Genomic DNA, 12,723 nt, shown 5'->3' with positions numbered 1-12,723 from the left:
CTGAGGGGTTTGTCCGATGGCTCGATTGACTGGCGAAATTGAAGACGTCGGTGAGGCGCGTCCGGCGGGCGCGCCTCCCGAGATCACGCTGCTTTCGAACGGTCGATACAGCGTTCTGCTGACTGAATCCGGTTCCGGCTACGGATCCTGGCTCGGCCTCGACGTGACGCGCTGGCGGGAGGACGGTACGCGAGATTGCTGGGGCCAGTTCTGCTACGTCAGGGACCTTGAAGACGGAAAGGTCTGGTCCATCGCCCGGCAGCCGGTCTGCCGGGCCGATGCCGACTACCAGCACAGCTTTCCAGGGGATCGCGCCGAGTTTCGCTGTTCGGCAGGGGACATCGAGATCTCGTGGGAAGTTTGCGTCGCAGCCGACCATGACGCCGAACTGCGTCTGCTTCGTCTGTTCAACAGGGGGGCGAAGGCAAGGGAACTCGAGCTGACGAGCTATTCGGAGATCTGCCTGAATGGCCGGCGTGCCGACAGCGCGCATCCGGCATTTGCAAAGCTCTTCGTCGAGACCTGGTTTGTCGCTGAAACCACCGCACTGTTTGCAAGGCGTCGGCCACGCAGCGGCTCGGAGAAGCCGGTCTGGGCGGTGCACGTTTCGGCATCAAGCGACGACACCCATCCAGCAGTCGGGTACGACACGGACCGCTACAGGTTTCTCGGCCGCGGAAGGACACCGTCAAATCCCGGCGCGCTCGAGCGTGGCGGAAAACTGACCGGCACGACCGGTCCGGTACTCGACCCCATCTTCAGCTTGCGCAGGACCGTCCGCCTGGAGCCCTCCGGAACGGAGACAATCGCATTCGTGACGGGCGCGGCTGATAGCGAAGCGGGCGCGGCAGCCATTGCAGAGCGCTTTGCCACCATCGATGCGGTTGTCCAGACCGTGTCGGATGCGAAGGAGAGGCATGCCGCTGAACTTGCTTCCTCAAAGCTCTCGCCGGCCACGGTGGCCGCCTACAATCGCCTTGCCGGAAGCCTGGCATTTTCGAATCCCGGCCTTCGATATGGTGGCGCTCCCGTCAAGGAAGGGCTGACCACGGAGGGACTGTGGTCGCTGGGCATATCCGGAGATCTGCCCATTCTGCTGCTGCGCATGGACCAGGCGGACCAGAAGTCTCTCGTTGAGGAGATTATCGCCGCTCACGCATTCATCACCAGCCGCGGACTTCCCTTCGACCTTGCGCTCCTCGATGAAGCCGGCGCGGGCGAGGCGGTGGACAGAAGCCAAGTGGCGGAGACGCTCGGCAAGGCCGGAGGCATCCACCTCCTGTCGGCGGCCGCTATTTCAAGCGCATCGGCGGATGCCCTCGCTGCTGCAGCGCGCGTCGTTCTTTATTGCAGCAAGGGAACACTTGCCGGTCAGGTTGAGACGCCGGCGGCCACCATGCCTAAAGCCCGGGAACCAATGGAGCCGTCTCGAGGCGAGGGCGAGAAACCTCGCGCGGCCGCACGCGGCGACCTGCTTTTCTGGAATGGTTGTGGCGGCTTTACCCCTGACGGGCGCGAGTATGTGATCGCGGCTGATGGAGAGGCCATGACGCCCATGCCCTGGTGCAACGTCATTGCCAACCCCGCGTTCGGCTGCCTGACGAGCGAAAGCGGCCTCGGCTATAGCTGGGCCGGCAACAGCCAGTTGAACAGGCTTACGCCATGGGCCAATGATCCGGTTTCGGACCCTCCAGGCGAAGTCGTCTACTTCAGCGATGAGCAGACCGGGGAGTTCTGGACGCCGACACTTCTGCCTCTTGGGCACTCGTCTTCGGTGACCGCCAGTCATGGGCAGGGTTACAGCCGTTACGAGAGCACCCACGGATCTCTGCGGCAGGAAATGACGGTCCACGTCCCGGACGCCGACCCCGTCAAGATCGTTCACCTGGCGATCCGCAACAATGGAACAGACGCGCGCAGGCTTACCGCCACCTATTTCGTCGAATGGGTTCTCGGTACGCTGCGCGAGACCGCAGCCGGACGGATCGAATGCGAGATTGACGGCGAGAGCGGCGCCATCGTCGCGCGGAACCTCTGGGACAGTGGTTTCTCCGGCAAGCTGGCTTTCATTGCTTCAAGCGCGCCACCGCGCTCCTTCACCTGCGACCGGCGGGAGTTTCTCGGCATCAATGGGTCCGTTTCCCGACCGGCCGGACTGGAAGGTTCCCGTCTCGGCGGCAGCGTCGGCTGCCTGCTCGATCCCTGCGCCGCGCTGATGGTCGAGATGACGGTTCCCCCCGGCCAAGGCGCCGAACTGGTGTTCGTCCTTGGGCAGGCTGGCAGTCGCGACGAGGTCCGCAGGCTCGCGCGCGACTATGCCGAGCCGGCTGGCGCCCGACGCTCGCAGGCGATCGTCTCCCGCCAATGGGACGAACTGCTCGGTTCGGTAACGGTGCGAACGCCCGATGCCGCCTTTGATCTCATGATGAACCGCTGGCTCATCTATCAGGTGTTGTCTTGCCGCGTCTGGGCCCGGACGGGTTTCTACCAGTCCGGAGGCGCGTACGGATTTCGCGACCAGCTCCAGGATGTTGCTGCCCTGGTGCATTGCGCACCCGACGAAACACGCGCCCACATCCTTCGAGCTGCTGCGCGTCAGTTCACGGAAGGAGATGTCCAGCACTGGTGGCATCCGCCGTCAGGCGTCGGTGTGCGCACCCGCATGACCGATGACCTCTATTTCCTGCCTTACGTCGTCCAGCACTACGTATCAACGACCGGGGACCACGCGCTCCTTGACGAGCGGGTTTCTTTCGTGACGTCGCCGCCCTTGAGTGACGACCAGGAGGAAAGCTTCGGCGTTCCTCGGGTCACTGAGGAAAATGGGACCCTCTATGACCACTGCTGCCGCGCGTTGGATCGGGGACTTCGCCTCGGAGCGCATGGACTTCCGCTCATAGGAACGGGCGACTGGAACGACGGCATGAACAAGGTCGGCGCGCAGGGCAAAGGCGAGAGCGTGTGGAACGGCTGGTTCTTCCTCACCGTGCTCAGGTCGTTTGCCACCATCGCATCGGCAAGGGGCGACGAGGAGCGGGTGGCATGGTGCCTCGAGCGCGCCGAAGCCTTGCGCGCTTCATTGGAGGCTGAGGCTTGGGATGGTTCATGGTATCGCCGGGCCTACTTCGACGATGGCACCCCCCTCGGCTCCCACCTCAACGACGAATGCCAGATCGACGCCATCCCACAGGCCTGGGCGGTCATTTCCGGTGTCGCCGACGCAGGACGCGCTTCCACTGCCATGCAAGCAGTCTGGGAGCGGCTGGTTCGGCCCGAAGACAAGCTGATTCAGCTTTTCCATCCCCCCTTCGACAAGGGGACGCTGCAGCCCGGCTACATAAAGGGGTATGTTCCCGGAATTCGGGAGAATGGTGGCCAGTATACCCATGCGGCGGCCTGGGTTGCACTGGCGACTGCGATGCTCGGAGAGGCAGATCGGGCCTTTGAGCTCTGGAGCATGCTCAACCCCATCAACCATTCCCTCTCCGCCGAAGACGCTGCGCGATACATGGTCGAACCCTACGTTGTCAGCGCTGACGTCTATGGGGCGTTTCCGCATACCGGCCGCGGAGGCTGGACCTGGTATACCGGATCGGCCAGCTGGCTTTATCGCGTTGGTCTGGAAGCCATTCTCGGGATTCGCAGACAGGGAGACCAGCTCTCCGTCCAACCCTGCATTCCCTCGCACTGGCCTGGCTATGAGGCTGACTTGCGCTTCGGATCGGCGACCTATTCCATCAAGGTGCGGAGGGATCCCGCATCTGGCCGGGGTCATCGCCTGCTGAGCGCCGACGGCGAGGACCTCACCGCGCAGAGCGTTCCACTTGAGGACGACGGGAAGAACCATCAGATCCAGTTGGTGATGGGCTAGCCATGTCGGAACTCTTGTCGACCGATCCCGAACTGAACCGGATGCCAACCGATGAAGATCTCGGTCGCCTTCAGTTCACCACCTTGCTCTACTATCTCCAATGTACGAACCCGGACAACGGATTGGTGCGCGACAAGACCCAGGCGGGTGCTCCGGCGAGCATCGCCGCCATCGGCATGGCGCTTGCGACCGTTCCGGTCGTGGTGGAGCGCGGCGTCGTCATCAGGGAGTTTGCCGCCAAGATCGCCCGACGGCGGCTGGAATTCCTGCTGCGTTGCCATCAGGGACCGGAACCGGACGCCTCGGGGTACAAGGGCTTCTTCTACCATTTCCTCGACATCGAGACGGGGCGGCGGGTCTGGCAGTGTGAATTGTCGACCATCGACTCGGCTTTTCTGTTTGCCGGTGCTCTGACCGTTGCCGCCTACTTTGACGGCGACACGGAGGACGAGGTGAAGGTCAGACGGCTCGCGGCGGCGCTCTACGAGCGGGCGGACTGGAACTGGGCCTGCGACCACGGCGCGACGCTGACCCATGGCTGGCGACCGGAAAGCGGCTTCATTCCCTATCGCTGGCGCGGCTATGACGAAGGATTGCTCCTCTATATCCTCGGCCTCGGCTCCCCCACGCATCCGTTGCCGCCGGAATCCTATGCCGCCTACACCGAGAGCTATGAATGGCGGAATATCTACGGTCGCGAGCTGCTCTATTCAGGACCGCTGTTTACCCACCAGCTTTCGCATATGTGGATCGACTTCCGCAGCATCCGTGACGAGTTCATGCGCGAACATGACAGCGACTACTTTCAGAACAGCCGGCATGCGACTTTTGTCCAGCAGGAATACGCAATCCGCAACCCTTTGAACTTTGAAGGCTATGGCGCCCACTGCTGGGGCTTCACGGCGAGCGACGGTCCCGGTTGGATCAAGCGAAATGTCGACGGTATCGACAGGGAATTCTTCGACTACATCGCCCGCGGTGCACCCTTTGGGCCGGACGATGGAACCGTATGCCCATGGGTCGTCATTGCTTCATTGCCATTTGCGCCGGAGATCGTGATCCCGACCGTCCGAAACTTCGCACGCATGAATCTCGGCATGACGCGGCTCTACGGTTTCAAACCGTCCTTCAACCAGACCTATACTTTGGAGAACGGCGACGGCGGATCTTGGGTCAGCCTCTACCATTTCGGGATCGACCAGGGGCCTGTGGTTCTGATGATCGAAAACTACCGAACCGGCTTGTTATGGAACATCATGCGTCGATGCGCGCCTTTGGTTGTGGGGCTAAGACGGGCCGGGTTCTCGGGCGGCTGGTTATGACAGCGACTGAACCGATTTGGCCTTTCAGTTGCGGCGGGACCATCGGCGATCGCGCAAAGTGCGAACCGGGGGCCTTCCACGGGGCAAGCCGCCATTCGGCGCACAGGCCGGCATCACCGTCTGACTGCTCCCCGCCGGCGGAGGGGGCGATCGAGTGGCATTGAGGACAAGAGCGAAGATGATTCTCGTTGAGCCCGTGCGTGACAAAAACATCCTGATCATTACACCGCAAGGTCCTCTCGAGCAGGCGGACTTCGAGAGGATCGCGACAGAGGTCGAGCTTTGTCTCGACGCAAATGGAAAACTCAACGGGCTGATGATCATCATTGAATCATTTCCCGGGTGGAAGAGCTTCGAGGCCATGGCTGCTCATCTGAAATTTGTCTCGGGCCACCATCGACAGATCGAACGGCTTGCGGTCGTAACCAGAAGCAGGTTCCTTAGGATCATCCCCGCCGTCGCCCGCTATTTCGTACATCCCGAGGTTCGGCTATTCGACATCGGGCAACGAGCACCAGCGCTTTCGTGGTTGGAGACGGGCCGACGATGACTTGGCTGCGGGGGAAAGTTGCAGATGCAGGCCTCTGGTTGCGTCGTGCCGGTCGGTGGAACCTCCTGGCTTCTGTTCTGGCCATGGTTTGGGTGGCTTGTCTTCCCGCATCATCCTTTGCGCAATCGCCGCTCGGACCGGATGTGCCAGCGGTGGAGTTCGGTGCGCGCAAAATATTCCTCATGCTTTTCTTGATGCTCGGTCCGATCAAGATACTGATGCCGTTCAAGGCGCTGGTCGGCGGCCATGAGCCCACCTTTCGGCGACGAATAGCCGCCAGGGCGATCCTGTTCTCGGCGGCGGCACTGGCGATCGCCGGGCTGCTCGGACGCACCATGCTTGAAAATCTGGATATCTCATTGCCGGTGCTGGCGATGACTGGTGGCATCATCCTGTTCATCGTGGCCTTGCGAACCGTCTTGCAGCCGACTCCTGACCTCCCGGTACGACCAACAGAATTGGGCCAGACGGATCTGCGGCTGGCTCTCACACCGCTGGCGTTTCCAACGATCGTGACGCCTTATGGTATAGCCGCTGTCATCGTCTTCGCCACGTTGGCCGGGGGGCGCCGAACGGAAGGGCTCACAGTGGCGGCCATCGTAGCACTGATCTTGGCGCTGGACTGGATGGCAATGATTTTCGCAGAGACTATCCTCAGATGGATCGGAACTTCCCTACAGGTTTTGGCAGTGGTGCTCGGCGTTACCCAGGCTGCTCTGGGGCTGCAGGTGATTTTGCATAGTTTGAGCATGCTATCCTGGTAACGGCATCTACCGAGTAACGCTTAGACGCAATGGTTGATGTGCTGCCATTGGCAAATCGTGTCGAAAAACCGCTGTTGCTGGTGCTTGGGACGCGCCGGCACGGTCGGGAATTGGCAGGAGCGCGCTCGCTGCGTGCTGCCGGAAGTCCTGACTTGCATGCCAAAAACAACAAAAAGCCCACCTGCTTCTCAAACTACGGCTGAGATAAAGAAAGCCCCGCAAAAAGCGGGGATCAAGAGAGGGGGTGTTTCCTAGGTATTGGCGTCTAGGTGCTATGGAATTATTATACACAAATCAATATTTATTGCAATGATTAATACTATCGTGAGTGCTATTATCGCGGCTATAAATAGAGGGAATATTCGTACGATTGCATTTTATTCTGCAGGGAAGCAAACTATCCACAACTCAGGCTCATAATTTCTTGGTATTCGGTGGCCGTTTGCTAAACCCCAAGCATGGCGTCCCTGTACGTCAGGCGGTCGACCGAAAAACGGGTCGCCAGGTTTGCCGGCTCTCGCAGGTCTGGCTGCAGGCAAGTTGATTCGCCTGACGGCAGCGAGATGTGACATAGTCACTTCAACCGAAACGAGTCCGAACCTCGTTCGTTGAATTGCGTGTTCCGCGTGGGGGCTGCATCATGAGCAGGCGACGAAGCTTCAAGCCGGTGAAGATCACCATCAATGGCAAGACCAGGACCGTTTATAACGTCGTCCAGGCCGGCAATACCTTGCTCAACGATTGGCCCGAGCAGACGCCGGCGGCCAAGGCTGCCGAGCTGCTGGTGCTCGATGTCTTCAATGACGTTGCCGAGCCCGAGCAGGTGCGGCGGGCGTTCATTACCGCGGCCAGGGCGAGCGACATCAAGTTCAGCTCCTGACCGGTGGCGCGTCGAAAACCATTCGCTTACTTCCATGACACCTGCTCCTGGTGATCGAGATCGCGATGCTTGAGTTGCGGCTCCATCCAGGCGGCCAAGAGGATCGCGGCCAGGAAGCCGAAGGCGATGCAGGTGAACGCTTGAATCCGCCACGAGACGAAGGTGACCGGCGCCGGGATGATGGGCTTCTCGGCGCACTGACCCGGCGGGCAGGCGCAGCCGGAAAAGGCTTTAATGACGCAATCGGCGGACATCCCCGTTTCTCCCTCAGGCATAAAGCTGATCGCCATCGGTGATGCCCATGATTTCGCGGGCGTAGCGGTAATGCGCTTCGACGCTTGCCGTGGCGCCGCGCAGCCATGACGGGCCGCGGACCGAATGTTCCGGGCGGCCGAGATAGGCAAAGCCGAGGGCGCCCATGCGCTGGGCCTCGTTGGCCATATAGGCATCGCAGTCGTCGAGCCTTCGCGCACCATTCCAGCGGGCGTCCCGCCGGCTCTGCTCGGTCTCGATCCCGCGGATATGCTGCATCGCTCTGCCCTCTCTCGCGCCGGCTAATTGGCGTGCTGAAGAAGGTATATAGAATACCCCATATCGTCAACATAGAAAGGTATAAAAAATACCTCAATGCTTGACGGGGTACGAATCGTAGGCGTATGTCACAGCCAAGTGATTGGGCGACCGGGTGCAACTCCCGAGCTGACGAAGCCCAGCGGCGCGGGAAGCGAAAGTCCTTAAGTGCGCTGTCAGAAAATCAGGACGAGGGTGAAGCGAATGGCCCCTCTGGCACGTGTCCCATCCCGGCTCCGGCCTTCAGGACATGGCCAATGCTCTCCCGGCTTCATGGGCTTTGCTCATGGGGTAGGGGGAAGCTTTGGCCGGAACCCTCCCTCACCAGCCTTCAGGAACTGGAAAGAGATGGAAGAGAGAGGAAGTGAGAGAGATCGGGATATCGCAGGCGCGCGGGCGGCGACGCTGATCCGCTCTGCTCTGCGGCGCGGCTTTCAGATTTGGCGCCTGCGCTCGAAGCGCGTGTTTGCAGGCATGTCATTCCCGCAAGGATCGCTGCACGCATTATGCGCATGGCGATGGAAGCGAGGGGCAGAGCCGGTTTCGGCCTTGAGAGGTTCACCTCAAAGCAGGGTCGCCGGCGCTGAAAGCGATGATCAGCAAAGCAAGAGAACCAAATTCTTCCGGCTGGTGAGGGCGGCGGATCATCCTGAATCTAACTGGGAAGAGGTTGGCGCTTTGCGGGAACAGAGAGAGTTATCTCACGGAATCAGTTCATCTTTTTGAAAGGCTTGGACTCTCACATTTCGATCACCGATCGGCGGACGCGGCCGACGATGGTGACGGCGCCCTGGAATTCCGGCGGCGGCACGTCCTCGTAGGAAGCGGGCTGGAAGGGCGGATTGTCGTTGGGACGGTAGCGCTTGTAGGTCGCGGCCCCGGTCTCGTCGGCGACGACATAGAGGGCGTTCGGCGCCAGGCGCTTGTCACGGCGGTTGACGAAAATGATCGAGCCCGGCGGCGAGATCTTGTTCATCGAATTGCCCTCGACCTCGAGCGCGATCCAGTCGCCGTCGGGCAGGTCGAGCGCGGCGACCGTCGGGAATTCCGAAAAGTCGGTGATCGGCGCCTGCTCGGTCAGCTGCCCGGCGCTGACCCAGGAGATCTTTGGCACGTCGGCGACCGAGACCGGCCGTTCCTCCGGATCGAGCGCGTCGCCGGTTCCGAACTGCAGCCAGTTGAGATTGACCTTGAACGCCTTGGCGTATTTCTTCGCGTCGGCGATGCCGAAGCCGTTCCGGCCCGACTCGTGCGCCTTGTAGACATTGGCGTTCCAGCCCAAACGATCGACGATCGCCTTCGGCCCGGCAAAGCCCGCGTTCTTCCTGGCCATGACCAGACGCCTTGCGCGTTCTTCGCGCTCGAATTGTTCCTGATCTTTCAACATGATATGAATTATACCCTAAAAAAAGGTACATGTAATGCCCTAAATCGCTTGACGTGCGAGGTATTTTATATACCCTTATTGTCATGACAAGCACCGATATCATCAACGGCCGGCCCCGGCTTTCGGGTTCCGCCAATGCCCGCTACACCGGCTGCCCGCACTGCGGCAGGGCGCTGTCGATCGCCGAGGTGATCGAGCGCCATTGCGAGAATTGCGGCCGGCAGACGGAGCCGGAAGAGATGCGGCAGACGCCGGTCTTGCCCCGTTCTCGGCCAATCACCAATTCCGACAGCCTCACTCCTCCCTGAAGGCTATCGGCAGCTGGCGTCGTCGCGCTCCCTCGGCGACGCCAGCCTCTTTCACCAGTTTGAAAATGAACGATCTGGCCGGCGTCCGCTTGGCGGGAAGGGCCGGCTGCGGATCGAAATGAAAATGAGGATCAAGTGATGAGCACCGCCCCGGCGCATCAAGGCACTGACATGAACGCCCTCGAGCTCTTCCGCTCCGGCCGGGATTATATCGAAATATCAGCCATCCTCGGGGTGTCGGTGCCCTCGGTGGAAAACGAGATCCACCGGCTTCGCAGCGCCGAGAAGGGCGACACCGCCCAACAGGATCATGCCAGCCGCGCGGTCCGGCGTTTTCCCGGCCGCGCCGTAAGGCCGGGCGCCCTGGTCAACTTCGCCCGAGGGCGGCTGAAGCTGCGCGCTTGACGACGGCGACACGCCGCGAGCGGGAAGGCAATCGCATGGAAAGGCAGGAGATGAGCAAGGACATCATGGAAATCCTCAGCCCTGTGCTGGGGCAGGAGCTGGCGGCGGCGATCATCGAGCATCGCGCCCGCAGCCTGAAGAAGCCGCTCACGGTCTATGCGGCGAGGATCCAGCTCAAGGAGTACCTCAAGACCGGCAACCCGGTCGAGGCCGCCGAGATGCAGATCCTGCGCGGTTGGCGGGCGATCAAATCCGACTGGTATTTCAATGAGAAGGCGAGGCAAGCAGGGCCGATCAATGCAAGCATGGGCAGAAGGACAACGGTCGATGCCGCAAGAGATTTCCTCTCCGGTCAAGATCATAGCGGGGATGCTTTCGGGATTTCCGGCCTCCGCCGGCATTGATCCCGACATGCAGCTCCGCGCCTACCTCGTCGCAATCGACGGCATTCCGGCAGAGGCGGTCTGGCGCGCCGCCAGGCTGTTCCTGTCGGGCCAGGTCAGGGACCATAACCGCGCCTTCGCCCCGAGCTCGGCGAGCTTCGCCGAAATCGCCCGCCAGCAGCAGGCGGTGATGACGGCGCAAAGCCGCCCGCGCGTTAAAGCTGAGCCCGAACAGCCGCAGCCGAAGGTCGCGGCCGAAAAGATGGCCCTGCTGAGGCAGGCGGCAAAGGGCAGCCGCAGCGCCAAGCGGGCGCTGGCTGAGATGTTTCCCGACAACCCGGTCATCGCAAGGGCCGCACGAGACGCACAGGAGGCAGTGGGATGAGAGATCTGTTCTGGACGGAAGACAAGATCGTCAAGGCGCAGAAGCTCTGGCAGGAGGGGTTCTCGGCACGTCAAATCGCCGAACTCTTCGGCTCGAAGAAGAACACCGTCATCAACATGGCGCATCGCAACCGCGACCGGTTCCCGTCCAGGCAGGATGCGCGCAAGCAGCTGGCGGCCACCAGCGCGGCACCCGCGCCGATCCGCCATCCAGACCGGGTGCGGCGGGTGACGCTGTCGGGCGCCGAGGTGACGATGCCGCGCGTGCCGACGATCGACGGACCGGCGCCATGAGGGCCGTGACCCCGCGCGAGCGAGAGATCATCGGCTGGATGGCGCAAGGCAAGACCGCTGCCGAGATCGGCGCGATCCTCGGCATCTCGCCGATCACCGTCAACACCCACATTGCCAACGCCAAGGCGAAGCTCGGCGTGTTCAAGGAGACTGCCCTGGTCGCCGCCGCACTTCGAAACGGCATCATTCAATAGGAAGGAGATCCCGATGGGCGGCAAGGCCACCAAGGTGAAGATACAGCGGGCAAACAAGGGCGCCGGCCGGCCGCGCAAGGCCAATGTCGAGCGTTTCCCCTGCGGCAAGATCAAGCCGTTCGAAACCGAGAAGGAGAATATCAGCGTGGCGATGGCGGCGCGCCGGCGCATCCACGGCTTCGGCAGGACGGTAGCCGACGAGACCGTGAGAAGCCCCTATGCCGGTTATACCCTCGGCCGCATGTTCCTCGACGGGCTGATCACCGACGAGCAGCGCCAGGCCGGCGACGACTATGCCGAGGTCATGGCCCGCTACCACAAGACGACGGGCATTCCCGCCCCGAGCCCCAGGGCCCAATCGCTCTTCGCCGTCAAGGGCCACGAAGGCGAGGTGACCGAAAGCCTCGCCGACCGCGCCCGCAAGGCCAGCAACCGCATGATGGAACTGCAGGCCGTGCTTCTGCGCTGCGAGGACGGGCCGCAGGTGCGCAGCACCGTCTATAACGTCGCGGTGATGGATTACGAACACCTGCGCCACATGCCGCCGCAGCAATTGCTGTGGCTTCGCCGGGGGTTGATTGCGCTGCGCAGGGCGAAGGGGTGATGCGGGGGTCTGCCGCAGAGCGTGCCTCATCCTTCGTCTCCTCGGGCTTGACCCGAGGAGACGAAGGAGAGGTGGTGCCGGGAGAGATAGGCGGCGTCGGCGCGATGACGTTACGGCAAGGGCGGCGCCTCACGCGCTTCACCGGCGGTCGCTCCGGCAACAGCGGGCGCAATCCGCACCGGCGGTGCGTTGGGCAACAAGGCCAACCCCACACTCCGTCATCCCAGGGCTTGACCCTGGGATCCACAGCCACGCACGCGGCTGCAGTTGTTTGCGTCGCACACCGTCGGCACGCGGTGCCTCGCCCGCATGGATCCCAGGGTCAAGCCCTGGGATGACGGAGGAGAGGTGGTGCCGGGAGAGATAGGCGGCGTCGGCGCGATGACGTTACGGCAAGGGCGGCGCCTTCACCGGTCTGCGGAATGTGCCGGGGCGCCACCCAAGATTGGTGCTTCCACTAACGAGAGACTGCAGCTAAAAATTGCAGAAGATGAGAAACTCCGGAGGGCAGTATGCGCTACGTTTTGGTGATGATCGGGGCAGTCGTTTACGCCCCTGGGATGCGGCGGTGGTGCGGTCGACCACCATTCGGCTTGAGGCTGCAGGCTATCAGTTGACCTGCAGCTGCCTTCAGTTACGCTGACCTGTCGCTGCTCCTGTCAATCCCACTGGTTGTGCGGGCCTTCCCGCCGAGGAGTCTCATGTACAGATTGATTGTTTTCGCAGTGATCACGATTGCGGCCGGTTCCGCCTTTGCGAGCGAGGTTCCGTTTTTCGCCAGTCCTGATGTGCCCGACTATACCGCAA

The 12,723-nt window shown here is 61.8% G+C and carries 15 protein-coding genes; 12 read left to right on the top strand and 3 right to left on the bottom strand.

The features are described from left to right. Positions 1–16 precede the first annotated feature (16 nt). The 5 genes from HJB91_RS07355 (at position 17) to HJB91_RS07335 (ending at position 7,387) form a co-directional block, all read left to right on the top strand. Positions 17–3,871, top strand: coding sequence for a GH36-type glycosyl hydrolase domain-containing protein (locus tag HJB91_RS07355; protein WP_221154119.1), 3,855 nt, complete (start codon positions 17–19; stop codon positions 3,869–3,871). Between the two features lie 2 nt (positions 3,872–3,873). Further along, positions 3,874–5,193: a glucoamylase family protein gene (locus tag HJB91_RS07350; RefSeq protein ID WP_221154115.1), complete on the top strand. Its 1,320-nt coding sequence runs from the start codon at positions 3,874–3,876 to the stop codon at positions 5,191–5,193. A 178-nt stretch (positions 5,194–5,371) separates the two neighbouring features. After that, a complete protein-coding gene (locus HJB91_RS07345; RefSeq protein WP_221154112.1) occupies positions 5,372–5,743 on the top strand; it encodes an STAS/SEC14 domain-containing protein in 372 nt (123 codons plus the stop codon). Beyond that, on the top strand, positions 5,740–6,507 hold the full coding sequence (locus HJB91_RS07340) for a MarC family protein (protein ID WP_210628856.1): 768 nt from the start codon (positions 5,740–5,742) through the stop codon (positions 6,505–6,507). Before HJB91_RS07345 ends, HJB91_RS07340 begins: the two co-directional genes overlap by 4 nt. 640 nt (positions 6,508–7,147) lie before the next feature. Further along, complete coding sequence (locus HJB91_RS07335; RefSeq protein ID WP_210628855.1) at positions 7,148–7,387, top strand: DUF982 domain-containing protein; 240 nt, start codon at positions 7,148–7,150, stop codon at positions 7,385–7,387. Between the two features lie 26 nt (positions 7,388–7,413). Here the strand turns inward: HJB91_RS07335 and HJB91_RS07330 are convergent, their stop codons facing one another. From HJB91_RS07330 to HJB91_RS07320, 3 genes are all read right to left on the bottom strand, one after another. Then, entirely contained in the window at positions 7,414–7,641 is a 228-nt protein-coding gene (locus tag HJB91_RS07330; RefSeq protein ID WP_221146758.1) for a hypothetical protein, read from the bottom strand. 13 nt (positions 7,642–7,654) lie between these two features. Further along, complete coding sequence (locus tag HJB91_RS07325) at positions 7,655–7,918, bottom strand: hypothetical protein (RefSeq protein WP_210628854.1); 264 nt, start codon at positions 7,916–7,918, stop codon at positions 7,655–7,657. Positions 7,919–8,696: 778 nt separating this feature from the next. Continuing rightward, positions 8,697–9,344 carry a S24 family peptidase gene (locus HJB91_RS07320; protein ID WP_210628853.1) on the bottom strand — a complete coding sequence of 216 codons (648 nt, stop codon included), beginning with the start codon at positions 9,342–9,344 and terminating at the stop codon, positions 8,697–8,699. Between the two features lie 83 nt (positions 9,345–9,427). On the opposite strand from HJB91_RS07320, the gene HJB91_RS07315 reads away from it, so the two are divergent. The 7 genes from HJB91_RS07315 to HJB91_RS07285 all read left to right on the top strand — a co-directional run bounded on the left by HJB91_RS07315 (position 9,428) and on the right by HJB91_RS07285 (position 11,916). Then, positions 9,428–9,652, top strand: coding sequence for a hypothetical protein (locus HJB91_RS07315; protein WP_210628852.1), 225 nt, complete (start codon positions 9,428–9,430; stop codon positions 9,650–9,652). 138 nt (positions 9,653–9,790) lie between these two features. Then, complete coding sequence (locus HJB91_RS07310; protein ID WP_221154109.1) at positions 9,791–10,057, top strand: sigma-70 family RNA polymerase sigma factor; 267 nt, start codon at positions 9,791–9,793, stop codon at positions 10,055–10,057. 35 nt (positions 10,058–10,092) lie between these two features. Further along, positions 10,093–10,461, top strand: a complete 369-nt coding sequence (locus tag HJB91_RS07305) for a hypothetical protein (protein ID WP_221154443.1) — start codon at positions 10,093–10,095, stop codon at positions 10,459–10,461. Continuing rightward, entirely contained in the window at positions 10,427–10,825 is a 399-nt protein-coding gene (locus tag HJB91_RS07300) for a hypothetical protein (protein WP_210631682.1), read from the top strand. The genes HJB91_RS07305 and HJB91_RS07300 overlap by 35 nt, the downstream gene beginning before the upstream one ends. Next, positions 10,822–11,118: a GcrA family cell cycle regulator gene (locus HJB91_RS07295; protein ID WP_210628850.1), complete on the top strand. Its 297-nt coding sequence runs from the start codon at positions 10,822–10,824 to the stop codon at positions 11,116–11,118. The genes HJB91_RS07300 and HJB91_RS07295 overlap by 4 nt, the downstream gene beginning before the upstream one ends. Further along, positions 11,115–11,312: a response regulator transcription factor gene (locus HJB91_RS07290; RefSeq protein WP_221146760.1), complete on the top strand. Its 198-nt coding sequence runs from the start codon at positions 11,115–11,117 to the stop codon at positions 11,310–11,312. Before HJB91_RS07295 ends, HJB91_RS07290 begins: the two co-directional genes overlap by 4 nt. A 13-nt stretch (positions 11,313–11,325) precedes the next feature. Then, positions 11,326–11,916: a hypothetical protein gene (locus tag HJB91_RS07285; RefSeq protein ID WP_221146761.1), complete on the top strand. Its 591-nt coding sequence runs from the start codon at positions 11,326–11,328 to the stop codon at positions 11,914–11,916. The last annotated feature ends 807 nt before the right edge of the window (positions 11,917–12,723 follow it).

Origin of the sequence: Rhizobium sp. NLR10b (genome assembly GCF_019685435.1) — a bacterium.
GTDB lineage: Bacteria > Pseudomonadota > Alphaproteobacteria > Rhizobiales > Rhizobiaceae > Rhizobium.
The sequence above is the reverse complement of the archived record's forward strand: the minus strand, read 5'-3'. Positions and strand labels throughout refer to the sequence as shown.